Here is a 25,137-nt window from a genome sequence, read left to right on the forward strand (position 1 = left end):
GACGCTTGCGATTAAGCAGACTTGTCGCGGCCCGGCGGCAATAAAAAACGCGGCTCCCACAGGAGCCGCGTCTCTCACTACCAGATCGAATCCGCTCGAATCCTCACGCCCAGTTCGCGTGAAAGCTTCCCGCCTTGTCCGTGCGCTCGAACGTATGCGCGCCGAAGAAATCGCGCTGCGCCTGCACGAGATTCGCGGGCAGCCGCTCCGACCGATACGCGTCGAAATAAGCGATCGCCGACGAGAACGCCGGCACCGGAATGCCCGCCTTCACCGCTGCGACGACGACATCGCGCAATGCATCCTGATACTTCGCCGCGATGTCGCTGAAATACGGATCGAGCAGCAGATTCGCGAGCTGCGGATTCGTCTTGTACGCATCGGTGATCTTCTGCAGGAAGCGCGCGCGGATGATGCAGCCCGCCCGGAAGATCTTCGCGATCTCGCCGTAATGCAGATCCCACTTGTACTCTTCCGACGCCGCGCGCAGTTGCGCGAAACCCTGCGCATACGACACGATCTTCGACAGATACAACGCGCGCCGCACCGACTCGACGAACGCCGCGCGGTCGCCGTCGAACTTCGGCGTCGGGCCGCTCAACACCTTGCTCGCCGCCACGCGCTGATCCTTCAGCGACGACAGCACGCGCGCGAACACCGCTTCGGTGATCAAAGGCAGCGGCGCGCCGAGATCGAGCGCGTTCTGGCTCGTCCACTTGCCCGTGCCTTTTTGCGCGGCGCGATCGAGAATCACATCGACGAGATCCTTGCCGGTTTCTTCGTCTTTCTTCGAAAAGATCTTCGACGTGATCTCGATCAGGTAGCTATCCAGTTCGCCCTGATTCCACTCGACATAGACCTTGCCCAGCTCTTCGTTCGACAGACCGGCGACGCGCTTCAGCACGTCATAGCTCTCGGCGATCAGTTGCATGTCGCCGTACTCGATGCCGTTGTGCACCATCTTCACGAAATGGCCCGCGCCGTCCGGGCCCATGTACGCGACGCACGGCTCGCCGTCCGGCGCCTTCGCGGCGATCTCGGTCAGGATCGGCGCGACGAGCTCGTAGGCTTCCTTCTGACCGCCCGGCATGATCGACGGGCCCTTCAGCGCGCCTTCCTCGCCGCCCGACACGCCCGTGCCGATGAAATGCAGGCCCGACTTCGCGAGATCCTGGTTGCGGCGGATGGTGTCGGTGAAATGCGTGTTGCCACCGTCGATGAGAATGTCGCCCTTTTCCAGCAGCGGACGCAGCGAAGCGATGGTGTCGTCGGTGCCGGCGCCGGCCTTCACCATCATCAGAATGCGGCGCGGCTTTTCGAGCGACGCGACGAACTCTTCGAGCGTGTAGGTCGGCACGAGCTTCTTGTCGGGATGCTCGGCCATCAGTTCGTCGGTTTTGGCGCGGCTGCGGTTATAGACCGAAACGGCGTGACCGCGGCTCTCGATGTTCAAGGCCAGATTGCGGCCCATGACGGCGAGGCCTACCACGCCGATAGCTTGTTTGCTCATGCTTGATCTCCGGATGACCGAAGCGTCGCGCGGCTCGTGGCGCGCGGCTTCGGGATGAAAACGTGTCGATGGGGCGGCGCCCGCGCGCGAGAGATCGTCTCCGGATTCGATCGGCGGCGCGATGGGCCGTGCCGTAGTCCGATCGTTTTGCGCGAGCGCAGACCGCCCGAATTTACCACTTTGAGGCGCATCCGGCAGGGGGCACGCCGTGCGATCGAGCGCTGAGCGCGTCGCCGTCATAGAATGGACGCCCGCAACGAGCACGCCGCGAAGGCCATCCGAAACATGCCGTCCGCCCGGCGCGCGCGCAGCCATCATTACTCCGTCTACGTGGTCGAACTGTCGGGCACGGTCTGGAACCAGGCGCGTTTCCGGCGCGCGAATCCGGACTACGTGCCCGGCATGCCGTTCGTCTATGTGGGCATGACGGGCATCGATCCCGACGTGCGGTTCGACAAGCACAAGGCAGGCATTCAGTCGAATCGCTATGTGCGCGAGTTCGGGTTGCGGCTCTTGCCGAATCTGTACGAGATGTACAACCCGATGCCCTACGACGGCGCGCGCGACATGGAAGTCGAACTCGCCATCGGCTTGCGGGAAGCGGGCTACGGCGTCTGGCAGGCGTGAAGCAAGTCTTGAGCAGGCGTGCAAAGGTGCATTCAATCAAAGGGAGCTGGACATGCGGATTCTGGTAGTGGGCGCGGGGGCCATCGGCGGATATTTCGGTGCGCGGCTGCTCGAAGCGGGCCGGGACGTCACCTTTCTCGTGCGCGAGCGTCGGGCCGAGCGGCTGCGCCAGTGCGGCCTGAAAGTGAAGAGCCCGGAAGGCGATCTCGCATTCGCGTGTCCGCCGATGGTGCTCGCGAAGGACATCGACCGTCCTTACGATCTCGTGCTGCTGAGCTGCAAGGCCTACGACCTGCAAGGCGCGATCGATTCGTTCGCGCCGGCCGTCGGTCCCGACACCGCGATCCTGCCGCTCCTGAACGGCATGGGCCATCTGGACGCGCTCGACGCGCGCTTCGACCCGGCGAACGTGCTCGGCGGCCAATGCGTGATCGCCGCGACGCTCGACGCCGAAGGCGAGATCCTGCACCTGAACAACCTGCATTCGATAACCATCGGCGAGCGCGCGGGCGGCCGCTCGCCGCGCATCGAGGCGATCGCTGCGCGACTCGGCGGCGCGGGCTTCGAGCTGAATGTGAGCGAGAACATCCTGCAGTCGATGTGGGACAAATGGGTGTTTCTCGCGACACTCGCGACGGGCACGTGCCTGATGCGCGCGCCCATCGGCGATATTCTCGCGGCGCCGGGCGGCGAGGCGCTGCTCTTTCAGCTTTTCGACGAATGCTGCGGCATCGCCGGCGACCACGCGCACGCGCCCGGCGAGGCGGTCATCGCGCGAGCGCGGGCGTTCTTCTCGGAGCGCGGCTCGCTGATGACCGCGTCGATGCTGCGCGACCTGGAGAATGGCGCGCCGATCGAGGCGGATCATATTGTCGGCGATTTGCTGTCGCGGCGGCGCACGCCGATCCAGGGCGTGTCGGCGCTGGCGGTGGCCTACACGCATCTGAAGGCTTACGAAGCGCGCCGGGCGCGGGCCTGAGCGACATGTCCAGCGATCAAGCGCCCCGGCCCACGGTCGCCGAAATCTTCATCGGCTTTCTGACGCTCGGGCTGACGGCGTTCGGCGGCGCGCTGCCGCTCGCGCGGCGCGAGATCGTCGAGCGCCGCAAATGGCTCGACGCCGACGCGTTCACCGATCTCCTCGGTCTCTGTCAATTTCTGCCCGGCGGCAACGTGATCAATCTGTCGGTGGCTATCGGCATGCGTTTTCGCGGCGTGCCGGGCGCGCTCGCGGGGCTGCTCGGGCTGCTCGTCGGGCCGTCGCTGGTCGTGATCGGGCTCGGCGTGATCTATCAACGCACGCATCAGGATCCGCGCGTCGCGCATCTGTTCGCGGGGCTCGCGGCCGCGGCGGCGGGCCTGCTCGTCGCAATGGCCGTGAAGATCATGTGGCCGTTGCGCCGCAAGCCGGAAGCAGCGATGGTCGCGCTGCTGATGTTCGCGGCGATCGCGATTCTGCGCACGCCGCTTCTGCCGACGATGCTCGTCTTCACGCCGATTTCGGTGTTGATCGCGTGGAAGATGCGCCGATGAAAAACGATCTGCTTTCGCTCGCCGCGATCTTCAGCCAACTGTCGCTGCTCGCATTCGGCGGCGGCAATTCGATCCTGCCGGAGATGCAGCGCCAGGTCGTGCAGGTTCACGAATGGATGTCGAAAGCGGATTTCTCGGCGCTCTTCGCGCTTGCGCAAGCCGCGCCCGGTCCGAACATGATGGTCGTCACGCTGATCGGCTGGCATGTGGCAGGCTGGCCCGGCGTGCTCGTCACGTCGCTGGCGAAGTTCGGGCCGTCGTCGCTCGTGACCATCTGCGCGATGCACGCGTGGGAGCGCTTCAAGGATCGTCCGTGGCGGCGCTTCATCCAACTCGGGCTCGTGCCGATCACGGCGGGCCTCGTCGCCGCGAGCGCACTGCTGATCGCGGAGGCGTCGGACGGAACCTGGGCTTTGACGGGCATCACGGTGCTCGTCGCGCTGGTCTCGTATAAGACGCGGCTGCATCCGCTGTGGCTGCTCGCAGGCGGCGCGCTCGTCGGATTGACCGGTTTCGGGCAATAGGCCTCGCACAAGCGCGCTTTGCGTTTTTTCACAATATCCCGACGTCCGTCCTAATGACATTCGTCATACCGATCTCAAAATATGACAATTCATGCTGTTGACTGATCGGATTTTGATTACGTAGATTTACGCTCCTGTCATTCGGAGAAAATACATCGATTAATCGTTTTCCAATCTAATTAGGATGACTATTATTTTTGGTAAAAATCGGTTCTTTGCTGAAATTTTAAAAGTCTGCCTAAATCCTCTGATATATCTGCGCGTTGAAACTGAGGAGATGTTTTCAATGGCCTTTACCTTTCTTGCGAAACTGTCCCCATTGACTCAGGCGTCGCGTCATGCCGCAACTGGAGCAAGGAAATGAAAATCGGAAGCTTGTCGGTGGTTCCGTCGCTCATATGTCCGGGCACTCCGCTCGACGGTCTTCGCATCGGCGCCGTCATGAAGATCGTGGATTCCGATGCATCGGTGTATGTCAATTTCGTCATTCAGACGCGGGAAGGGCCCCGATACTGCGCCCAGATGGACGCGCGGCGGCGGCGCAACAGAAACGCGCTCTTGCGCATGGCGCTTGAATCCGGGCGGACCGTGATGCTGATCAGCGGAATCAATAGCTATGTGCGAACCGCGGTCATCGGCATGGATCCTCATATGCTCGCCAGTGACAGCGGCCTGCATTGATGTCGTGATCTTTTTCAAAAACAGGAAGGCCCCGTGCAAAGAAAAAATGCTTCATCAAATGTTCCGCTCGTCCGCGGGGGCGTGCTCCTCAAGGATGTCAGAGGCGGGTTTCTTACTCGAATTATCGATTCCAACGAATTCGAAGCGGTCAACTACGTTCTCAGATGCGAGGACGGTTCCTTGTATTGCTGTCAACTGGATATCGCCGTCTATGAAAACAGAAACAATCTTTTAATGATGGCATTCGATTACGGCCTGCCCGTTACGCTCTCCGGCGATGAAAACGGCAATATCACCGGCCTGGCCGTCGCGCGCAGCAATGCGCCGCTGCCGTCCTTGAATTGCGGATTTTTGAAGCTCCAGGACAGCCGCACCGGAATGGTGGTGAGAATAGTCGACAAGAATCAGGGCGCCGCGATCACTTACGTGCTCCAGACGGAGGACGGCGCGCGCTACTGCGTCAACATGTGGCCGAACCAGGATACCTTCGACAATCGAAATGTTCTTTTCATGATGGCTTTGCGGACCAATATGGCGGTGACCGTGAGCGGCGGACTGCATCACGAAGTGACGGCGATCGCGGTCGGATCGTAATATCTGTGTTCTCGCACCGCCTGTCGCGGCAGGCGGGCAGAGTTTCTGCTGAACTCGTCGACACCGAAAAGGAGCAAGGTACGCACGCCATGAGCATGAATATCGAATACGCGAAGACCGCGCCCGAGCGCGCGGAAATCGACGCACTGAGCGGCCCGACGGTCGTCGAGTTCGGCACCGACTGGTGCGGCTTCTGCCGCGCCGCGCAACCGCTGATCGCGCAGGCGTTTCAGGGGCATCGCGCGGTGAAGCACATGAAGATCGAAGACGGCAGCGGCCGCCCGCTCGGCCGTTCGTTCCGCGTGAAGCTCTGGCCGACGCTCGTTTTCATGCTCGGCGGCAAGGAAGTTGCGCGCCTCGTGCGCCCCGGCGATGTCGGCGAAATCCGCGACGCGCTCGCGCTCATCGACGAACCGCTCGCGCAGTAAGCCCCGAACCGAGGGTTATTCCTCGGTGAATGCCTACCTCAAAATTTGTATGATGACCCGATGACCTTACGAGTCTCATCGAGTCACATGTTCGAAAAGATTCCGTCGCGCGCGTTGAGCGATACCGTCGCGCAGCGATTGCAGCAGTTGATCGAGAAGGGCAGTTTCGCCGTGACCGGCAAGCTGCCGACCGAAGCCGTGCTCGCGCAGGAATTCGGCGTGAGCCGCACGGTGATCCGCGAGGCCGTCTCGCGGCTGAAGAACGAAGGCATGGTCGAGCCGCGGCAGGGCAGCGGCGTGTTCATCGTCGAGCGGGCGGGTATCCGGCCGTTGCGCATCGATTACGCGCAGGCCGTCGAGCCGGGCGCGGTCGTGCAGATTCTCGCGCTGCGCCGGGCGATCGAAGCCGAGGTGGCGTCCGAAGCCGCGCTGCGGCGCACCGACGAACACCTCGCCGCCATCGATGACGCGCTCGCGCGTATCGACGAAGCCGTGCGCGAGGGCCGGGACGGCGTCGAGGAGGATGTCGCGTTCCATCGGGAAATCGCGAATGCGACCGGCAATCCCTACTTCCTGAAAACCCTCACCTTTCTGAATCAATATCTCGAAGCCGGCACGCTCGTCACGCGCGGCAACGAAGCGCTTCGAGAAGACTTCATGCGACAGGTGCGCGAGGAGCACGCGGCGATCGTCGAGGCGATCCGCGCGCGCGATCCCGAAGCCGCGCGCGGCGCCGCGCAGACGCATCTCATCAACGCCGCGCGCCGTCTGGCGGAAGCGGGCATCTGTTAAGGATCTGATATGACACGAAACGTGGGAGTCATCGGCCTGGGCGCAATGGGCATGGGCGTCGCGCGCTCGTTGTTGCGCGCGGGCTTCGCGGTGCATGCGTGCGACGTGAGGAAGCCCGTGCTCGATGCGTTCGCCGCCGAGGGCGGCATCGCGTGCGCATCGCCGGCGGAACTGGGCGGCAAGTGCGAGGTCGTGTTGACGGTCGTCGTCAATGCGGCGCAGACGGAGACCGTGCTGTTCGGCGAGAGCGGCGCCGTGACCGCGATGAAGCCCGGCGCCGTCGTGCTCGCGTGCGCGACCGTGTCGCCGCAATTCGCCGCCGATCTCGGCAAGCGCATCGGCGAGAAGGGCGTGCACATGCTCGACGCGCCCTTGTCCGGCGGCGCGGCGAAAGCCAGTTCCGGCGACATGACGATGATGACCTCCGGTCCCGCCGACGCGTACGCCGCCTGCGAGGACGTGCTCGATGCGATCGCGGGCAAGGTCTACCGGCTCGGCGACGCGCACGGCGCGGGCTCGAAGGTCAAGATCATCAACCAGTTGCTCGCGGGCGTGCATATCGCGGCGGCGGCCGAGGCGATGGCGCTCGGCTTGCGCGAAGGCGTCGATCCGGACGCGCTGTACGAGGTCATCACGCACAGCGCGGGCAATTCGTGGATGTTCGAGAACCGCGTGCCGCATATTCTCGCGGGCGATTACACGCCGCTCTCGGCCGTCGATATTTTCGTGAAGGATCTGGGCCTCGTGCTCGACACGGCGCGCACGTCGAAATTCCCGTTGCCGCTGTCGGCGGCGGCGCATCAGATGTTCATGATGGCGTCCACCGCCGGTCACGGCGGCGAGGACGACTCCGCGGTCATCAAGATTTTTCCGGGCATCGAAGTCCCGAAGGGAGCGAAGGAATGACGCAAGCGGCGCAGGCACTGCTCGGCTGTATCGCCGACGATTTCACCGGCGCGACCGATCTCGCGAACATGCTCGTGCGCGGCGGCATGCGCACGGTGCAGACCATCGGCATTCCGGAAGCGGGAACGCGGATCGACACGGACGCGATCGTCGTCGCGCTGAAGTCGCGCACGATTGCCGCGGATGACGCCGTGCGCCAGTCGCTCGACGCGCTCGAATGGCTGCGTGCGCAGGGTTGCCGTCAGTTCTTCTTCAAATACTGCTCGACCTTCGATTCCACCGACCAAGGCAACATCGGGCCGGTCGCGGACGCCTTGCTCGATGCGCTGAAGGACGAATTCACGATCGCGTGCCCCGCGTTCCCCGAGAACGGCCGCACGATCTTTCGCGGCAACCTGTTCGTCGGCGACGTGCTGCTGAACGAATCGGGCATGGAGAATCATCCGCTCACGCCGATGTCCGATCCGAACCTCGTGCGCGTGCTGCAGCGTCAGACCCGATCGAAAGTCGGACTGATTCGCTACGACACGATTGCCAAGGGCGCCGACGCGATCCGCGCGCGCATCGACGAGTTGAAGCGGGAGGGCGTGCGTCTCGCGATCGCGGACGCGGTGTCGGATGCCGATTTGTACGTGCTCGGCGATGCATGCCGCGACCTGAAGCTCATCACGGGCGGATCGGGCATCGCGCTCGGCTTGCCGCAGAATTTCCGCGCGTCGAACCTGCTCGCCCATGCGGAACACGCCGCCGATCTGCCGAAGATCGAAGGCAAATCGGTTGTGCTGGCGGGCAGCGCATCGAAGGCGACGAACGCGCAGGTCGCGTTGTGGCGCGAGTCGAAGCCGAGCTTTCGCATCGATCCGATGGCGTTGTCGCGCGGCGAGCCGGTCGTGCAGAGCGCCGTCGAATTCGCGCGCCGACATGACGAGCCCGTGCTGATCTACGCGACTTCATCGCCTGACGAAGTGAAGGCGGTGCAGAAGGAACTGGGCGTCGAGAAGGCGGGGCATCTGGTCGAAGACGCGCTTGCATCGATCGCGCGGACGTTGCGCGATGACGGCGTGCGCAAGTTCGTCGTGGCGGGAGGCGAGACGTCCGGCGCGGTGGTGCAGGCGCTCGACGTGCGCAGCTTGCGCATCGGCCCGCAGATCGATCCGGGCGTGCCGGCGACGCAATCGATCGGTGCGAAAGACGAAGCGCCGCTCGGCCTCGCGCTCAAGTCCGGCAACTTCGGCACGACCGATTTCTTCGAGAAGGCGTTGAAGGCACTGTGATGGCATCGAACGAAAACTCCATTCGCGAAGAGATTTGCGTCACCGGCGAGAGCCTCTACGCGCGCCGCTACACGGTCGGCAGCGCGGGCAACATCAGCGCGCGGCTCGATGACGGCTGGCTGATCACGCCGACCGACGCGTGCCTCGGGCGTCTCGATCCGAACGACATCGCGAAGGTCGATCTCGAGGGCAATCACGTGTCGGGCTCGCGGCCGTCGAAGACGTTGGCGCTGCATCGCCGCATCTACGAGAACAACGCCGAGGCGCGCGGCGTGGTGCATACGCATTCGACGCATCTCGTCGCGCTGACGCTCGCGGGTGTCTGGAAGAACGACGACGTGCTTCCGCCGATCACCCCGTACTACGTGATGAAGGTTGGCCATGTGCCGCTGATCGCGTACCGCCGTCCCGGCGATGCGGCAGTCGCGGAGGAGGTGGCGGCGCTGGCGTCGAAGGTGCGCGCGGTGCTGCTGGACCGCCTGGGGCCGGTCGTCTGGGAGAAGTCGGTGTCGCAGGCGAGCTATGCGCTGGAGGAACTGGAGGAGACGGCGCAGCTATATCTGTCGATGATGCCGCGCCCGGAGCCACTGCCGGAGGAGGCGATCGAGGATTTGAGGAAGACGTTCGGCGCGAACTGGTAACAAGAAACAAAAAGCACCGAACGGCAGCGCGCAGCGCGGTGCCGGATGAATGATTGCTGAACCAGCGCCCTGAAGTGACAGGCGAGTCAGACCGTGCGCGATCCAAGCCCTGTTCTGCTTGCGGGGGCACTCGCTACAGGCGGACCATTAGGCCAATCGCCTGTGCCGGGGCCGGTGTGAAGTACTTTGGATGGGGATAGCTGCTTTCTTTGGTTACTTTCTTTGCAGCAGCAAAGAAAGTGACTGCCGCCCCGCACAGGGGCAGCACCAATAGACCGACACGAAAACAGGATTTCGCAGAAGCCCGACAGAAACCAGGAGCAAACCGCAAATGCCAAAATTCGCCGCAAACCTGACGATGATGTACCCGGAACACGCGTTCCTCGACCGCTTCGCCGCCGCGGCGAAAGACGGCTTCAAGGCGGTGGAATTCCTGTTCCCCTACGACTATTCAGCGAACGAAATCGAGCAGCGCCTGACCGACAACGCTCTGACGCAAGCGCTTTTCAACGCCCCGCCGGGCGACTGGTCCAAGGGCGAGCGCGGCATCGCCTCGCTGCCGGGACGCGAAGCAGAGTTCAAGGAGAGCGTCGCAAAGGGCCTCGAATACGCCGCCGTGCTGGGCAACAAGAAGCTGCACGTGATGGCCGGCCTGATCGCACCGGATCAGCCGAGAGAGCGACATCGCGCGGTGTATTTGAAGAACCTCGAATACGCAGCGAAAGAAGCGCAGAAAGCCAACATGGGCATCGTGATCGAGCCGATCAACACCCGCGACATTCCCGGCTTCTTCCTGAACCGTCAGGACGACGCACAAGCCATCTGCGACGAAATCGGCGCGCCGAACCTGCAGGTGCAGTTCGACATCTACCACTGCCAGATCGTCGAGGGCGATATCGCGACGAAGTTGAAGCGCGACATGAAGCGCCCGAACGCCGGCATCGGGCACATCCAGATCGCGGGCGTGCCGGAGCGTCACGAGCCGAGCATCGGCGAGCTCAACTATCCGTATCTCTTCGAGCTGATCGATTCGCTCGGCTACGAAGGCTATATCGGTTGTGAATACAAGCCGAAGGCAGGCACGTCCGAAGGCCTCGGCTGGCTCAAACCCTATCTGTGAACAGGAAAGGAAGCGACTCCATGAAGATTCTCATCACCGGCGGCGCGGGTTTCATCGGTCAGCGTCTCGCGAAGCGTCTCCTCGAACGCAACGAACTCAACGGCAAGCCCGTCACTGAACTGGTGCTGCTCGACGTCGCGCGTCCGCACGACGAACGCCTTTTGAGCGACGAGCGCGTGCGCGCCGAAACCGGCGACATCTCCGATCCCGCCGTGCTGCGACGCCATATCGACACGCAGACCGAAGCCATCTTCCATCTCGCGGCGATCGTGAGCGGCCAGGCCGAGGCGGACTTCGATCTCGGGATGAAGATCAACCTCGATGCGTCGCGCGCGCTGCTCGAAGTGTGCCGCGCGGCGGGCCACAAGCCGCGCGTCGTGTTCACGAGCTCGGTCGCGGTGTACGGCGGCGCGCTGCCCGATGTCGTGCAGGACGACACGGCCCTCAATCCGCAATCGTCTTACGGAACGCAGAAGGCGATCGCCGAACTGCTGCTATCGGACTACGCGCGGCGCGGTTTCGTCGATGGCCGCGTGCTGCGCCTGCCGACCATCAGCGTGCGGCCGGGCAAGCCGAACGCGGCGGCTTCGTCGTTCGCGAGCGGCATCATCCGGGAGCCGCTCAACGGCGAGCGCTCGACGTGCCCCGTCGACGGCGACACGCGCCTGTGGCTCCTTTCGCCGAAGAGCGCGGTCGAAGCGCTGATCGCAGGCTGCGAGATCGAGCGCGAGAAGCTCGGATTGAGGCCGGTGATCAATCTGCCGGGATTGTCGGTCAGCGTGAACGAGATGGTCGCGGCGCTGCGCGAGGTGGCGGGCGAGGAAGCCGTGCAACGCATCGACTGGCAGCGCGACGAGCGCATCGAAAAGATCGTGTGCAGCTGGCCGGGGGCGTGGAACACGGCGCGCGCCGATCAGCTCGGGCTTTCGGGCGACAAAAATTTCGCCGACGTGATCCGCGCCTATATCGAGGAAACGCGCGAGGAAACGCGCGCCGACTGACGCCGCTGAATCCCACACTCTGTGTCATCAACCGGGCGTCGCGCGCGCGATGCCCGCGTCCCGCCAGCCTGTCATGCTTACATGTGCATTTCCGGGCTACACTTATCTCTTAAATGTGACGAACGTCGGCCCGGCGCCGCGTGCACCGCGTTGAACCACGAGCGGCCGCAAGCTCGTATCTCCTTCGCTTTCGTGCTTTTTGCGCCTTCGCAGCGCCGGTTTCGCGGCGCGCGTCCGTCGTCCCGTGACCATCCCTTCCCGCGCGGGAGATTCCCATGTTGTTGCATCAGCTAGTCGATCGATTCGGCCCGGCGATCGTTTTCGTCAACGTGATGGGCTCGGCGCTCGGGCTGCCCGTGCCCGCCATGCCGACGATGATCATCGTCGGCGCGTCCATCGCGCTGATGGCCGTCAACGGCGGCGCGTTCTGGCCGCCGCTCGTGGGCGTGCTGTGCGTCGCGGTGGCGGGCGGCGTGCTCGGCGATCTCGTCTGGTTCCAGGGCGGACGCAGGTACGGCGACAAGACGCTCAAGACCATCTGCAAGCTGTCCCTTTCACGCGATACCTGCGTGAAGAAGACCGAGCGCTTTTTCGGACGCTGGGGCGTGCGCATTCTGCTCGTCGCGAAGTTCATCCCCGGCCTTTCGCTCGTTTCCGTGCCGCTCGCGGGCGCGATGGGCGTGAAACTGCGCAGCTTCGTCGCGCACGACGGCGCGGGCATCGCACTGTGGAGCGCGGTCGGGCTGACGGTCGGCGTCATCTTCGCGGCGCAGCTCGAAATGGTCTTCGCGATGATTTCGCAGCTCGGGCGGCAGGCGGTGGTCGTCATCGCGGTGCTGCTCGCGATCTACGTCACCTACCGCTGGTGGCGCCGCCGCGCGCTCATGGCGACGCTGGAGAAAGCGCGCATCACCGTGGACGAGCTGTACGCGCTGATGAACGACGAGCCGCTTCCGGTGATCTTCGATATCCGCTCGCCGGAAAAGCGCATGCTCGATCCGGCCGCGATTCCCGGGTCGCTCTTCGCCGACGAGCGCGATCTTGCGAAGATCATCGAGAACTACGACAAGTCGCGCAAGGTCGTCATCTACTGCTCGTGCCCGAACGAAGTGTCGGCTGCATGGATGGCGAAGACCATGCGCAACGCGGGCTTTCGCGATGTGGTGCCGCTCACCGGCGGACTCGACGCGTGGCGGCTCGCCGGTTTTCATGTCACGACGCTGACCGAATTCGGCGAGCTCGCGGCGAGTTCGCCCGAGGAAGTCGCGGAAATGGCGGCGATGTGCCCCTGGCCCGTGAAATCGGCGGCGGCTTCGTCCGCGGGTCCGGCATCCCTGCATGAAGCTGGTTTTCCACACGGAGATCGCGCATGAGCACAACGCCGCTCAACGAGTCTGGTCAAGGCATGCCGAATGTCGTCGCATGGAGCGCCCGCGAGCCGCTGGAGAACCCGAATCCGAACGTGGTGCCGACCTCCGCCGCCGCGCCCGTGACGAGCGACGACAATGCGCCGTTTTCCCCGCTGGAAACGCGTGCGCATCAGATGTTTCCGCGCCTGACGGACAACGAGATCGAGCGCATGAGCCGCTTCGGCACGGCTGCCCACTGGCGTCGGGGCGAGTGGATGTTCCGCATGGGCGAGACCGGGCGCGGCATGGTCATCGTCCTGAAAGGGCTCGTTCGCGTGACGCGGCGCAACGCGCTCGGGCAGGAGCATCTCGTCGTCGAGCACGGGCCGGGGCATTTTCTCGCGGAAGTGGCGCAGCTTTCGGGCAAGCCGTGTCTCGTCGATGGCATCGCCGCCGACGATGTCGACGGCATCGTGATTCCGCCGGAGCGTCTGCGTGCATTGCTCGTCGCCGAAGCGGAGCTGGGCGAGCGCATCATGCGCGCGCTGATTCTGCGGCGCGTCGGGCTGATCGAAAAAGGCAGCGGGCCGGTGCTGCTCGGCCAGTCGGACGATGGCCGTCTCGTTTCGCTGCAAGGCTTCTTGCGCCGCAATGGTTATCCGCACACGGTGATCGACGCCTGCACCGATCCCGATGCGATTTCGCTGCTCGAACGCATTTCGGCATCGACATCCGATTTCCCGCTCGTGATCTGCCCGGACGGCACGGTGCTGCGCGCCCCCGACGAAAATCAGGTCGCGACGCAACTCGGCTGGCTGCCCGAGTTCGATCCGGCGCATGTCTACGATGTCGCGATCGTCGGCGCGGGACCGGCCGGTCTCGCGACGGCGGTGTACGCGGCGTCCGAGGGCCTGTCGGTCGCCGTGTTCGATTGCCGCGCGCCGGGCGGGCAGGCGGGCGCGAGCTCGCGCATCGAAAACTATCTCGGCTTTCCGACCGGCATCTCCGGTCAGGCGCTCGCCGGTCGCGCGTTCGTGCAGGCGCAGAAATTCGGCGCGCACATCGCGATTCCGACCAAAATCAAGGCGCTGCATTGCGATTGCAGTCCGATCCAGATCGAACTCGAAAACGGCACGCGCGTGACGTCGCAGACGGTCGTGATCGCGTCGGGCGCGGCGTATCGGCGGCCGGGCATTGCCGGACTCGAGCGTTACGAGGGGCACGGCACGTATTACTGGGCCTCGCCGGTCGAGGCGAAGCTGTGCAAGAACTCGGAAGTCGTGCTCGTGGGCGGCGGCAATTCCGCCGGGCAGGCAATCGTGTATCTCGCGACGCATGCGAAGCACGTGCACGTGCTGATTCGCGGCGCGGGGCTCTCGGCGAGCATGTCGCATTATCTGGTCGAGCGCATCGGCTCGTTGCCGAACGTCACGGTACGCACGCATACGCAGATCACCTCGCTCGACGGCGACGGCCGCGCGCTCACCGCCGTCAATTGCCAGTCGCCCGACGGGCCGCTCAAGATCGATTCACGGCATCTGTTTCTCTTCACCGGCGCCGATCCGAATACCGACTGGCTGCGCAACTGCAATGTGAATGTCGATGGCAAGGGCTTCGTGCTGACCGGGCCCGAGGCGCATGAAGGCCGCACCGAGGGCGTCATGGCGCTGGAAACGAGCGTGCCGGGCGTGTTCGCCATCGGCGACGTGCGTTCGAGTTCCACCAAGCGCGTCGCGGCGGCGGTGGGCGAGGGCGCGGCGGTCGTCTCGCAGATTCACGGGTTGCTCGCGAAGCGCGAGGCGTTGGGCGTGCCGGTGCGATAGATGCGCGATGTGCCGGAGAACGAAGGCGGCCACTCGATAGTGGCCGTCTTTATTTCCGGTGTCTCGCGATTCGCGCGACATTCCGCCTCAGTTGCAAAATAGTGTTTAAAGCCGCGCCGGTATTGGTGTTTTCGGCGGCCATTATTGAGCTTCAAGAAATTTGACCCTCCGCATTCAATCATTTCGTCGTGTTTGACTTGCCCGTGCCTATAATCGGTTGGAAGCTCAGTTGAATACCGGCGCAGGCTGATTTCAGGTAGTGGAAATTCAATGATTGTTTGAATGGTGGAATTGGATTATTTCGAATTCCTCATGGGATCGCGCGTATTTAGCATGGCGAATCGATTCGATTAATTTGACGAAGAAGAGGAGTATGCCGTGAATCAAAAACATTTTCGTGCCGAACCTTTCGATCTGGCTTTCGAGCCGCAGCGCACTGCGCTCGTCATGATCGACATGCAACGCGACTTCGTCGAGCCCGGCGGATTCGGCGAGGCGCTGGGCAACGACGTATCGCTCGTGCGCACGGCGATCGAGCCATGCAAGCGCGTGCTGGCGGCGGCGCGCGAAGCGGGCATGCTCGTCATTCATACCCGCGAGGGGCATCGCGCCGATCTGACCGATTGCCCGCCGGCGAAGCTCACGCGCGGCGGCAAGACGTTCATCGGCACCGACGGCCCGATGGGCCGGATCCTCGTGCGCGGCGAGAAGGGTCACAACCTGATTCCGGAACTGTATCCGGTCGCGGGCGAGCCGGTCATCGACAAGCCGGGCAAGGGCGCATTCTATGAAACCGACCTGCATCTCATCCTGAAGAATCGCGGCATCCGCACGCTGATCGTGTGCGGCGTGACGACCGAAGTGTGCGTGACGACGACGGTGCGCGAAGCCAACGATCGCGGCTTCGAATGCATCGTGCCGCAGGACTGCGTGGGTTCGTATTTCCCGGCGTTCCAGAAGTCCGCGCTGGAGATGATCAAGGCGCAAGGCGCGATTTTCGGCTGGGTCAGCGACGCCGGCGCGGTCGTCGAGGCGCTGCGCGGCTGAGCGTGGGCATGAGCCCGATTGTGCTGCGGGCCCGAGCATCGGCCATCTGACGCAGCCGGGCTCATCGCGCGCCGGGAAGTACGCGGCGCGCGGCAGTTTCAATCACGCGCTCGATCTCGTCACGCACGCTCGACGGACATTTCTCCGTGCCGGTCGATCGAATTATCGCGATGACATCGAATGCGGACGATAAAGCGGATAGCGAAAAAGCCGCCGATGCCGTGATGCGCCCGCGCGCGTCATTGGGCGTGCATGGTCCCGGCGGCATTTTGCACGGCATGCGCGCATCGCAGGAATTGTTTCGAATGCGCGAAGCGAAATGATTATTCGGCGCATCGGCCTGACAGTAATCGCGATTTCGTTTTCAGGCGCCGGCAATGACGCCGACGAGGCGTCGAATCACATTTGAAGCATGGAGAGGCGCAATGGCCATCAAAATCGAAATATTCAAGAATCTGTATCAGGACTCGGTTTCCCTGATGCAGATTTCGGCGCAAATCGGCAAGCTGCCCGGCGTCGAACAGGCGTCCGTCGTCATGGGCACGCCGTCCAATCTTGCGCAGCTCGCGGACGCCGGGCTCGGCGACGAAGTAAAGGCAAGCCCGAACGATCTGGTCATCGCCGTGCGCGGCGACGACACCGCCTGCGCGGAAGCGCTGAAGCTCGCGAACGAGCGCCTGAGCGCGCGCGCGGCGAGCCCCGACACGCAGACGAGCGAAGCGCTCAAGGCCAGCAGCCTCGCGATGGCCTGCGAAGAGGAGCCGGCTTCGAACCTCGCGCTCATCTCGGTGCCGGGCGATTACGCGGCGGCCGAAGCCATCAAGGCGCTGCAACTCGGCATGAACGTCATGCTTTTCAGCGACAACGTCGGTATGGAGCAGGAAAAGGCCATCAAGACGCTCGCGCGCGAGAAGCGCCTCATCGTGATGGGCCCGGACTGTGGCACGGCCATCGTCAACGGCATGCCGCTCGGCTTCGCCAACGTGGTGCGGCGCGGCGGCATCGGCGTCGTCGGCGCATCGGGCACGGGTCTGCAGGAAGTCACCTGCCGCATCGACCAGCTCGGCGCGGGCATCTCGCAGGCGCTCGGCACGGGCGGACACGATCTGCACGAGGACATCGGCGGCATCTCGATGCAATTCGGCCTCGACGCGCTCGCGGAAGATCAGGACACGCGCGTGATCGTGCTCATCTCGAAGCCGCCGGCGCGCGCGGTGGCGGAGCGCATTCTCGAGCGCGCGCAGAAGGCGGGCAAGCCCGTCGTCGTGAATTTTCTGGGCGCCGCCGAAGACGACGTGCGCGTGCCGGGCATCACGCCCGCGTTCACGCTCGCCGATGCCGCGCAATTCGCCGTCGCGTTGCTGAACGGCGCGCCGCTGCCCGCGAGCATCGCGCGCGTGGACCCGCGAGACGAGGCGGCGCTCGCCAAAGCAAGCGAAACGCTCGGTGCGCGCCGCAAGTTCATTCGCGGCGTATTCGCGGGCGGCACGTTCTGCTACGAGAGCCAGTTGCTGTGCAAGGCGCAAGGCTTCGCCGCCAGTTCGAACACGCCGGTGAAAGGCAACGCGAAGCTCGCGGATATCTGGACGAGCACGGGCCACACGATCGTCGACATGGGCGATGACGATTTCACGCGCGGCCGTCCCCATCCGATGATCGATCCGACCTTGCGCGACGAGCGCGTGCAGGCCGAGATGCTCGACCCCGAGACGGCCGTCGTCCTGTTCGATCTCGTGCTCGGCTACGGCGCGGCGGACGAACCGGCGCACGGCCTCATCTCGATGCTCGCGCAAGTCCGCGCGCAGGCGCCGGGGCGCGATCTTCCGCTCCTCATCGCGCATGTGTGCGGCACGCAGGCCGATCCGCAAGTCAGAAGCCGACAGATCGATGCGCTCTCCGAGGCCGGCGTGATGGTCGCCGGCTGCAACGCCGAGGCCGCGTTGTGGGCGAGCCGCGTCGCCAGCCTTCAGGCTCGACGCCACGCATAAACAAGGAGCAAAAGAATGAACCGATTGTTTGGGCAGCCACTGAAAGTGGTGAACTGCGGGCTCGCGAGCTTCGCCGACAATCTGCGTCTCGCGGGCGGCGAGGTCAGTCACGTCAACTGGCAGCCGCCCGCCCTCGGCGATGTCGCCGCGGGACTGGATCTCGCCTGGCTGATGCGTCATCCGCTCGTCGAGCAGGCCAACGAAACCGCCTTCGCGCGCTATCTCGAAGCGCAGCCCGTGCTCGCCGATGTCGTCACGGCGTCCGATGCGATCAGCGCGATGAGCGCGCGCAAGCTGATTCTCCACTCCGGTCCGCCGATCGCGTGGGCGAACATGTGCGGGCCGGTGAAGGGCGCGATCATCGGCGCGGTGATGCTCGAAGGCTGGGCGGCGGATCACGGCGCGGCCGAGCGCCTGATTCTCGACGGCAAGGTCGAACTGGAACCGTGCCATCACCATCATGCGGTCGGTCCGATGGCCGGGATCATCAGCCCGTCGATGCCGCTTTTCGTCGTCGAGAACAAGACCAGCGGGCATCGGACATACAGCAACCTGAACGAAGGCCTCGGCAAGGTGTTGCGCTTCGGCGCGAACAGTACCGAAGTGCTCGATCGCCTGCGCTGGATGAAGTCGACGCTCGCGCCCGCGCTGAAGGCGGCGCTCGCGGTTTCCGGCGAGATCGAGCTGAAGCCGCTGATGGCGCAGGCGCTGCACATGGGCGATGAAGTCCACAACCGCAACAGCGCGGCCACCGGGCTCTTCATCAAGCGCATCGTGCCGGCGCTGCTCGGCACGCCGTTGCCGCTCGCGCAGATCCGGGATGTGAGCGCGGCGATCATCGCCAACGATCACTTCTTCCTCAACATTTCGATGGCCGCGTGCAAGGCCATGATGGACGCCGCCGCCGGCGTGCCCTTCAGCTCGATGGTCACGGTGATGGCGCGCAACGGCGTGAACTTCGGTATCCGCGTGTCGGGCACCGGCGATCAATGGTTTCAGGCGAAGGCCAATCCTGTCGAGGGCCTGTTCTTCCCGGGCTATGGCGTGGCCGATGCAGCCGCGGATCTCGGCGACAGCGCGATCACGGAGACGGCCGGCGTGGGCGGCTTCGCGATGGCGTCCTCGCCGGCGATCGTGAAGTTCGTCGGCGGCACGCCCGCCGATGCGACCGCGAACAGCCGCCGCATGCAGGCCATCACGCTCGGCGGCAATCCGGCGTTCACGCTGCCCGCGCTCAATTTCGCGCCGACCGCCGCGGGCATCGACGCGCGCAAGGTGGCCGATCGCGGCATCCTGCCGGTCATCAATACGGGCATCGCGCACAAGGACGCGGGCGTCGGTCAGATCGGCGCGGGCATCACGACAGCGCCGATGGAGTGCTTCGTCGAAGCCATCCGCGCGCTGGCCGGAACAGTGAAACAACACAGCGGACAAGCATCATGACAAATCGAAAACCTCTGGCAGTGGTCGCCGTGGGCGGCAATGCGCTCATTCGCGACGATCGTCATCTGAGCATTCCCGACCAGTACGAAGCGGTGACCGAGAGCGCGACGCACATCGCGGACATGATCGAGGCGGGATGGAACGTCGTGCTCACGCATGGCAACGGTCCGCAAGTCGGCTTCATCCTGCGGCGCTCCGAACTGGCCGCACAGGAAGTCGCGCCCGTGCCGCTCGACTATGCGGTGGGCGATACGCAAGGCGCGATCGGCTACATGTTCCAGAAGGCGCTCACCAACGAACTGAGCCGGCGCGGGATCGCGCGGCGCGTCGTCGCCGTGGTGACGCAGACGCGCGTCAGCGACGACGATCCCGCGTTCGGCAATCCGAGCAAGCCGGTCGGCGCGTTTCTCGACGAAGCGACCGCGAGGAAGCGCGAGGACGAGCTCGGCTGGACCCTGATGGAAGACGCGGGACGGGGCTGGCGGCGCACGGTGCCGTCGCCGGAGCCGCTCGAGATCATCGAGCGCGATGTCATCGCGAACTTGCTCGCGCAGGGCTGCATCGTGATCGCCTGCGGCGGCGGCGGCATTCCGGTGGTGCGCAAGAATGGCACGCTGTCGGGCGTCGAAGCGGTGATCGACAAGGATCTTGCGTCGGCATTGCTGGCCCAGCAACTGAAAGCGGACCTCCTGCTCATTCCGACCGGCGTCGAGCAGGTCGCGGTGAACTTCGGCACGCCGCAGCAGCGCTGGCTCGACACGATGAGCGTGAGCGAAGCGCGCGATCTCATCGCGCAAGGACAGTTCGGCGCGGGCAGCATGCTGCCGAAGGTGGAGGCGATCCTGCGCTTCGTATCGCACACAGGGCCGGACGGGCACACGGGCGAAGGGCTCATCACGAGTCCGGCGGCGATCAAGCCGGCGCTCGAACATCGCACGGGAACATGGATCACGCCGTGATCGCGCAACAATCCAAAGACAATTTAGGAGAACGATTCACATGAACGATAAAACCCTGCTCGCGGTGAACGGCACGCTGATGCGCGGTCTCGGGCTGAATCACAACATGATCGCCGCGCAAGGTGAATTCGTGCGCGAGGACCGCACGGACGCGTGCTATCGCATCTGGAGCATCGGCGATCGCCATCCCGGCATGTTGCGCGTGAAGAGCGGCGGCGTGGCCGTATCGCTCGAAGTCTGGGAATTGCCGATGGCCAATCTCGGCGCGCTGCTGTTGAGCGAACCCGCGGGCCTTTCGATCGGCAAGGTCGTGCTCGCCGACGGCAGCGAAGTGCTCGGCGTGCTCGCCGAACCGTGGCTCGTCGAAGGACAGAAGGAAATCACCGCGTCCGGCGGATGGCGCGAATACACCGGTCACTACTACTCGCCCTGAATCGGTCCGGGCATCAGTCAAAGGAACTGTCATGAGCAATTCAAACGAGAGCCGGGCAAGCGCTGCGTCCGGCACCGCGCCGGGCTACCGCATCGCGATGATTCTGCTCGGCATCGCCGTCACGCCGGTGTTGCTGTCTTCGTCGAGTCTCGGCAACCAGATGTCGAACGGCGACCTCATCAAGGTCGTCGGCATCGGCAGCCTGATTCTCGCGATCCTCGCGTCGGTCACGATTTCGGTCGGCGAGAAGGCGCGTCTGCCGACGTATGGCATCGTGAAGTATCCGTTCGGCGAGAAGGGCGCGATCGCGATCAACGTGCTGCTGGCGATCAGTCTGTTCGGATGGATCGCCGTCACTGCGAACATGTTCGGCCATTCGGTCGCCGATCTGCTTGCGCAACATGGCCTGCATGTGCCCGTGCCGCTGCTCGTCGCGCTCGGCTGCGTGATCTTCGTCGCGTCCACCGCGTTCGGCTTCGAAGTGCTCGGCAAGGTCGCGCAGTTCGCCGTGCCGGTCATCGCGCTGATGCTGTGCTATATCGTGCGCGTCGCGCTCACCGGTCAGGCGCCGGGCTTCGACATGACGACCGGCATGCCGATGGGCGTGGCGGTGTCGACGGTCGTCGGCACGATCATCGTGCTGGTCGCGACCTTGCCCGACTTCGGCAGCTTCACACATGACCGCAAGCATGCGGTGGGCGGCGCGCTGCTCGCGTTTCTGATCGCGTATCCGCTGCTCTACTGGGCCGGCGCGACGCCAAGCGTGCTGACCGGCAAGAGCTCGCTGCTCACCGCGATGGCCGTGTTCGGCGCGACCTTGCCCGCGGCATTGCTGCTCATTTTCGCGACCGTCACCGGCAATGCGGGAAACATGTTCCAGGGCACGCTCGTCACATCGACGCTGCTCACGCGCTTTCCGAAGTGGCAGATCACGGTTGCGCTGGGCGTGCTGGCGGCGATCGTCGGCAGCATGAACATCATGTCGTGGTTCATTCCGTTCCTGCTTTTCCTCGGCATCGCGACGCCGCCTGTCGCGGGCATCTATATCGCGGATTTCGTGATGTACCGACGCGCCGGATACGATGCCGCGGCGCTCGCTCGCGAGCCGCAGGTCAAGTTCATGACGTTCGTTGCATGGATCCTCGGATCGCTGACGGGTTTCGCGACGGTGAAGGGCATGTTCACGGTCACGTCGATACCGTCGCTCGATTCGATTCTCGTTGCGTGCATCGGCTACATGATCCTGAGCCGGATCGCGCCGGCGAGCGGCACGGTCAAGCACTCGGGCCATTGACGCGAAGACGTGAGCGAGGCGCGCGGCGTCGCCGTGCGCCTGATTCGTGCGGGAGAAAAACATTCATGTGGAATCAGGCTCGATGTTCACTTCGGACGAAAGCATCCGGATAGTCCGGTTGGTCGCGCAGCATCAAAGCATCACGGCCGCTGCCGAACGCTTGAACAAGGTGCCGTCGGCGGTCAGCTACACAGTCAGAAAGCTCGAAGAGTCGTTCGGCGCGAAGCTGTTCGAGCGCCGCGGCTGCTATATCCGGCTCACCGAGGCCGGCGAGTATTTCATCGCGCACAGCAAGGCGATTCTCGACGATCTGCAGGCGCTCAAATGCAATCTCGCCATCGTTCAAGGCGGCATCGAGCCGGAGCTCACGGTAGCCGTCAACAACATCGTGCCGCGCGATGCGCTCATCCAGTTTGTGTGCGATCTGGAGCAGGCGTATCCGACGACGCGCGTCACGATCCGGCAGGAGGTCTACAACGGATGCTGGGATGCGCTCTACGCCAACAAGGCGGATATCGTCGTCGGCGCGCCGCACTTCGTGCCGAAGACAGACGGCATCACCAGCGTTGCGCTCGGCAATCTCGCGTGGGACTTTCTCGTGGGCACGGGTCATCCGCTCGCGGACGCCCGACATATCCTGCAAAGCGCGGAACTGCGCAAGTACCCGGCGGTATGCATCAAGGACACGTCGATCGATCTCGATTCGATGCATGCTTGGCTTCTCGAAGGACAGAAGCCGATCTTCGTTCCGGACTTCTCGACGGCCGTGAGAATCATCGCGCGCAACGTCGCGATCGGCTATGTGCCTGCCCACATCCGCGCGGCATTCGGCGACGCAGAGCTCGTCAGTAAGTCGATCCAGGAGCAGAAGCATGCGACGCGCCTCTTCCTCGCGCATCGTTCGGACGGTGTCGGCAAGGTGAGAGCATGGTGCGTCGACTATCTGCTTCAGCCGGAATTCAGGGCGTGGTTGTGCGGCGATCGCGAGCGGGCTGCGCCTCATCGGGAAAGCGCAAGGTGAATTCGATCCATCCATCGTGCGTGCAGGTGGCGGATGCGCTGCCGCCATGCAAACGCATGATCGCGTGAACGATCGACAGGCCGAGCCCGCTCGATTCGGTGAACTCGCTGCGCGCCGCATCGCCGCGATAGAAGCGGTCGAAAAGCTTCGCGAGCTCTTCGTCTTCGATGCGCGCGCCGCGATTGCCCACGACGATGCGCGCGCCTTGCTCATCCGCGTGTCCGGAGAGTCGCACCACCGTGCCCGCCGTCGCATAGCGGACCGCATTCACGACGACATTGCCGATCGCCCTCCGGCACATGATTGCGTTCGCCGCCATCGTGCCGTCGGCGTCGATATCGAACGTGATGCGGCGCTCATCGGCGATGCCTTCGAAGTAAGCGCCGATGGTCTCGAGTTCCTCGCGAATATCGAGCCGTTCGCGCTCGATGGGTTGCCGCTCGTGATCCGCCTGCGCCAGAAACAGGATGTTCTGCGCGATGCGCGCGAGCCGCTCCAGTTCTTCGAGATTCGATTCGAGCACGCTGCGATACTCCGCGACGCTGCGCTCGTGCGCGAGCGTGACCTGCGTTTCGCCGATCAACACGCCGATCGGCGTGCGCAGTTCATGCGCGAGGTCGGCGGAGAATTGCAGCAGGCGTTCGTAGCCGTGCTCCAATCGATCGAGCATCGCATTGAACGATGCCGCGAGGCTCTGCAATTCGGCGGGCGCCTGCGCGACATCGAGCCGCGCGGACAATCGATTCGGCGTGATTTCGGCGGCCTTGTCGGCCATCGATCTGAGCGGCATGAGGCCGCGGCTCGTGACCCAGTAAGCGAGCACCAGCGTGACGAGCACCGCGCCGATCACGTTGATCCACACGCGTTGCAGATACACCGACAGCACGATCGCTTCCTGCGTCATCACGTGTGCCGCGATGATCTCCACGACTTCGCCGTTCTCGCCGATGCGCGCCTGCGCGCCGACCCAGCGCATGCGCACGCCATCGGCACGCGAGCCTTCGTAGAGATCGTCGAGTCCGATGGGCCGCGTGACCGGCACGATCTCCAGCGGCGGTAGCGGCATCTGTTCCGGATTGACGTTGATGAACGGCGCGGCGCCGGCGCGTCGAAACAGAATGACGTCCTGACGGTCGCCGAGCATCGTTTCGAACAGCTTGGGGCGCGCTTCGATTTCCTTGATCGTGTAGAGATCGTGCAGCAGCGAGCGGAAGTGCTCGACACGTCCTATCAACTGATAGTCCGCGCGCGTGGACAACGCGCGATTCGTCGCGTGATAGAGCGACGCGCCGACCATGCCGACCACGACGCACACGATCACCGCGAACGAAAGCGCAATACGTACCGCCAGCGAACGCGAAGCCCGGTTCAAGGATTCTCCCCGAACGAATAGCCGATGCTGCGCACGGTATGGATCAGCTTCAGATCGAACGGGTTGTCGATCTTCGCGCGCAGCCGCTTCACCGCGACATCGACGACATTGGTGTCGCTGTCGAAGTTCATGTCCCATACTTCCGACGCGATCAGCGTGCGCGACAGCGCCTCGCCCTGATGCTTGCAAAAGAGATGCAGAAGCGCGAACTCCTTGTTCGTCAGCACGATGTCGATGCCCTTGCGCGTCACCTTGCGGCGCAGGACGTCGACATGCAGGTCCGCGACCTGAAACGTGTCCGATTCGCGCATCACGCCGCGCCGCAGCAGCGTGCGGATGCGCAGCACGAGTTCGGTGAAGGAAAACGGCTTGACGAGATAATCGTCCGCGCCGAGTTCGAGTCCGTGAATGCGATCCGTCACGTGATCGCGCGCGGTGAGAAAAATGACAGGCAGGTCACGCTTCGCGCGCAACGCCGACATCACCTGCCAGCCGTCGATGCCGGGCAGCATCACGTCGAGCACGATCAGCTCGTAGGGGTTCGCGAGCGCCTGATGCAGTCCGTCCGTGCCGTTGCGCACGAGCTCGACCTGATAACCGGACTCGATGAGCCCTTTTTTCAGGTAGTCGCCGGTCTTGCGATCGTCTTCGATAACGAGGATGGTCATGCTGGTGCTGCATTCGATGGATTGACGACATTCTAGCCAGAGCGTGCGCGTCCCTCGCCAAAGATGACAAAAAAGTCATCGAGAGGTCATCGATCGATCAGCGGCGCGT

The 25,137-nt window shown here is 64.0% G+C and carries 25 protein-coding genes; 22 read left to right on the top strand and 3 right to left on the bottom strand.

The genetic code is table 11. From position 1 onward, the window contains the following. Nucleotides 1-103: 103 nt before the first annotated feature. Nucleotides 104-1,510 (bottom strand): NADP-dependent phosphogluconate dehydrogenase, encoded by a 1,407-nt coding sequence (gene gndA, locus U4Y90_RS29325; RefSeq protein ID WP_321799885.1) that lies wholly within the window; start codon nt 1,508-1,510, stop codon nt 104-106. 285 nt (nt 1,511-1,795) lie between these two features. Here gndA and U4Y90_RS29330 point away from each other — a divergent pair, with 285 nt between their 5' ends. The 22 genes from U4Y90_RS29330 to U4Y90_RS29435 all read left to right on the top strand — a co-directional run bounded on the left by U4Y90_RS29330 (nt 1,796) and on the right by U4Y90_RS29435 (nt 22,988). Then, nucleotides 1,796-2,137 carry a hypothetical protein gene (locus U4Y90_RS29330; protein WP_321799937.1) on the top strand — a complete coding sequence of 114 codons (342 nt, stop codon included), beginning with the start codon at nt 1,796-1,798 and terminating at the stop codon, nt 2,135-2,137. A 52-nt stretch (nt 2,138-2,189) separates the two neighbouring features. After that, nucleotides 2,190-3,116, top strand: a complete 927-nt coding sequence (gene panE, locus U4Y90_RS29335) for a 2-dehydropantoate 2-reductase (RefSeq protein WP_321799887.1) — start codon at nt 2,190-2,192, stop codon at nt 3,114-3,116. A gap of 5 nt (nt 3,117-3,121) precedes the next feature. Beyond that, complete coding sequence (locus U4Y90_RS29340) at nt 3,122-3,670, top strand: chromate transporter (protein WP_321799889.1); 549 nt, start codon at nt 3,122-3,124, stop codon at nt 3,668-3,670. Then, nucleotides 3,667-4,194, top strand: coding sequence for a chromate transporter (locus tag U4Y90_RS29345; RefSeq protein WP_321799890.1), 528 nt, complete (start codon nt 3,667-3,669; stop codon nt 4,192-4,194). Before U4Y90_RS29340 ends, U4Y90_RS29345 begins: the two co-directional genes overlap by 4 nt. Nucleotides 4,195-4,635: 441 nt before the next feature. Further along, nucleotides 4,636-4,875 carry a hypothetical protein gene (locus U4Y90_RS29350; protein WP_321799892.1) on the top strand — a complete coding sequence of 80 codons (240 nt, stop codon included), beginning with the start codon at nt 4,636-4,638 and terminating at the stop codon, nt 4,873-4,875. A gap of 33 nt (nt 4,876-4,908) precedes the next feature. Beyond that, nucleotides 4,909-5,469 (top strand): hypothetical protein, encoded by a 561-nt coding sequence (locus U4Y90_RS29355; protein WP_321799894.1) that lies wholly within the window; start codon nt 4,909-4,911, stop codon nt 5,467-5,469. An 89-nt stretch (nt 5,470-5,558) separates the two neighbouring features. After that, the gene (locus U4Y90_RS29360) at nt 5,559-5,897 is read left to right on the top strand and encodes a thioredoxin family protein (protein WP_321799895.1); all 339 of its coding nucleotides are present in this window, start codon (nt 5,559-5,561) and stop codon (nt 5,895-5,897) included. Between the two features lie 87 nt (nt 5,898-5,984). Beyond that, a complete protein-coding gene (locus U4Y90_RS29365) occupies nt 5,985-6,689 on the top strand; it encodes a FadR/GntR family transcriptional regulator (RefSeq protein ID WP_321799897.1) in 705 nt (234 codons plus the stop codon). Between the two features lie 9 nt (nt 6,690-6,698). After that, a complete protein-coding gene (gene ltnD, locus U4Y90_RS29370; protein ID WP_321799899.1) occupies nt 6,699-7,595 on the top strand; it encodes an L-threonate dehydrogenase in 897 nt (298 codons plus the stop codon). After that, entirely contained in the window at nt 7,592-8,869 is a 1,278-nt protein-coding gene (gene otnK / locus U4Y90_RS29375) for a 3-oxo-tetronate kinase (protein ID WP_321799900.1), read from the top strand. Before ltnD ends, otnK begins: the two co-directional genes overlap by 4 nt. Beyond that, complete coding sequence (locus U4Y90_RS29380; protein ID WP_321799902.1) at nt 8,869-9,510, top strand: aldolase; 642 nt, start codon at nt 8,869-8,871, stop codon at nt 9,508-9,510. The genes otnK and U4Y90_RS29380 overlap by 1 nt, the downstream gene beginning before the upstream one ends. 331 nt (nt 9,511-9,841) lie before the next feature. Then, nucleotides 9,842-10,630 (top strand): 2-oxo-tetronate isomerase, encoded by a 789-nt coding sequence (otnI, locus tag U4Y90_RS29385; protein ID WP_321799903.1) that lies wholly within the window; start codon nt 9,842-9,844, stop codon nt 10,628-10,630. Between the two features lie 20 nt (nt 10,631-10,650). Beyond that, nucleotides 10,651-11,631: a D-erythronate dehydrogenase gene (denD, locus tag U4Y90_RS29390; protein WP_321799904.1), complete on the top strand. Its 981-nt coding sequence runs from the start codon at nt 10,651-10,653 to the stop codon at nt 11,629-11,631. A gap of 278 nt (nt 11,632-11,909) precedes the next feature. Beyond that, nucleotides 11,910-13,004 carry a DedA family protein/thiosulfate sulfurtransferase GlpE gene (locus tag U4Y90_RS29395; protein ID WP_415749425.1) on the top strand — a complete coding sequence of 365 codons (1,095 nt, stop codon included), beginning with the start codon at nt 11,910-11,912 and terminating at the stop codon, nt 13,002-13,004. Nucleotides 13,005-13,036: 32 nt separating this feature from the next. Further along, nucleotides 13,037-14,803, top strand: coding sequence for an FAD-dependent oxidoreductase (locus U4Y90_RS29400; protein ID WP_415749426.1), 1,767 nt, complete (start codon nt 13,037-13,039; stop codon nt 14,801-14,803). A gap of 378 nt (nt 14,804-15,181) precedes the next feature. Continuing rightward, nucleotides 15,182-15,850 (top strand): cysteine hydrolase, encoded by a 669-nt coding sequence (locus U4Y90_RS29405; protein ID WP_321799908.1) that lies wholly within the window; start codon nt 15,182-15,184, stop codon nt 15,848-15,850. A gap of 425 nt (nt 15,851-16,275) precedes the next feature. Then, a complete protein-coding gene (gene fdrA, locus U4Y90_RS29410) occupies nt 16,276-17,838 on the top strand; it encodes an acyl-CoA synthetase FdrA (RefSeq protein ID WP_321799909.1) in 1,563 nt (520 codons plus the stop codon). Nucleotides 17,839-17,853: 15 nt separating this feature from the next. Beyond that, nucleotides 17,854-19,281: a DUF1116 domain-containing protein gene (locus U4Y90_RS29415; RefSeq protein ID WP_321799911.1), complete on the top strand. Its 1,428-nt coding sequence runs from the start codon at nt 17,854-17,856 to the stop codon at nt 19,279-19,281. Beyond that, a complete protein-coding gene (arcC, locus tag U4Y90_RS29420) occupies nt 19,278-20,240 on the top strand; it encodes a carbamate kinase (protein WP_321799912.1) in 963 nt (320 codons plus the stop codon). Before U4Y90_RS29415 ends, arcC begins: the two co-directional genes overlap by 4 nt. A gap of 40 nt (nt 20,241-20,280) precedes the next feature. Next, complete coding sequence (locus tag U4Y90_RS29425) at nt 20,281-20,673, top strand: glutamyl-tRNA amidotransferase (protein ID WP_321799913.1); 393 nt, start codon at nt 20,281-20,283, stop codon at nt 20,671-20,673. 31 nt (nt 20,674-20,704) lie between these two features. Further along, on the top strand, nt 20,705-21,967 hold the full coding sequence (locus tag U4Y90_RS29430; protein ID WP_321799914.1) for a cytosine permease: 1,263 nt from the start codon (nt 20,705-20,707) through the stop codon (nt 21,965-21,967). Nucleotides 21,968-22,049: 82 nt separating this feature from the next. Then, complete coding sequence (locus U4Y90_RS29435) at nt 22,050-22,988, top strand: LysR substrate-binding domain-containing protein (protein WP_321799915.1); 939 nt, start codon at nt 22,050-22,052, stop codon at nt 22,986-22,988. Here the strand turns inward: U4Y90_RS29435 and U4Y90_RS29440 are convergent. Together U4Y90_RS29440 and U4Y90_RS29445 are read right to left on the bottom strand one after the other, a co-directional pair. After that, nucleotides 22,927-24,360 carry a heavy metal sensor histidine kinase gene (locus tag U4Y90_RS29440; RefSeq protein WP_321799917.1) on the bottom strand — a complete coding sequence of 478 codons (1,434 nt, stop codon included), beginning with the start codon at nt 24,358-24,360 and terminating at the stop codon, nt 22,927-22,929. The two genes, U4Y90_RS29435 and U4Y90_RS29440, sit on opposite strands and share 62 nt — an antisense overlap. Beyond that, nucleotides 24,357-25,028: a heavy metal response regulator transcription factor gene (locus U4Y90_RS29445; RefSeq protein ID WP_321799919.1), complete on the bottom strand. Its 672-nt coding sequence runs from the start codon at nt 25,026-25,028 to the stop codon at nt 24,357-24,359. The genes U4Y90_RS29440 and U4Y90_RS29445 overlap by 4 nt, the downstream gene beginning before the upstream one ends. Nucleotides 25,029-25,137 lie beyond the last annotated feature (109 nt).

The sequence above is a fragment of the Caballeronia sp. J97 genome, from assembly GCF_905220305.1.
Taxonomy (GTDB): Bacteria; Pseudomonadota; Gammaproteobacteria; order Burkholderiales; family Burkholderiaceae; genus Caballeronia.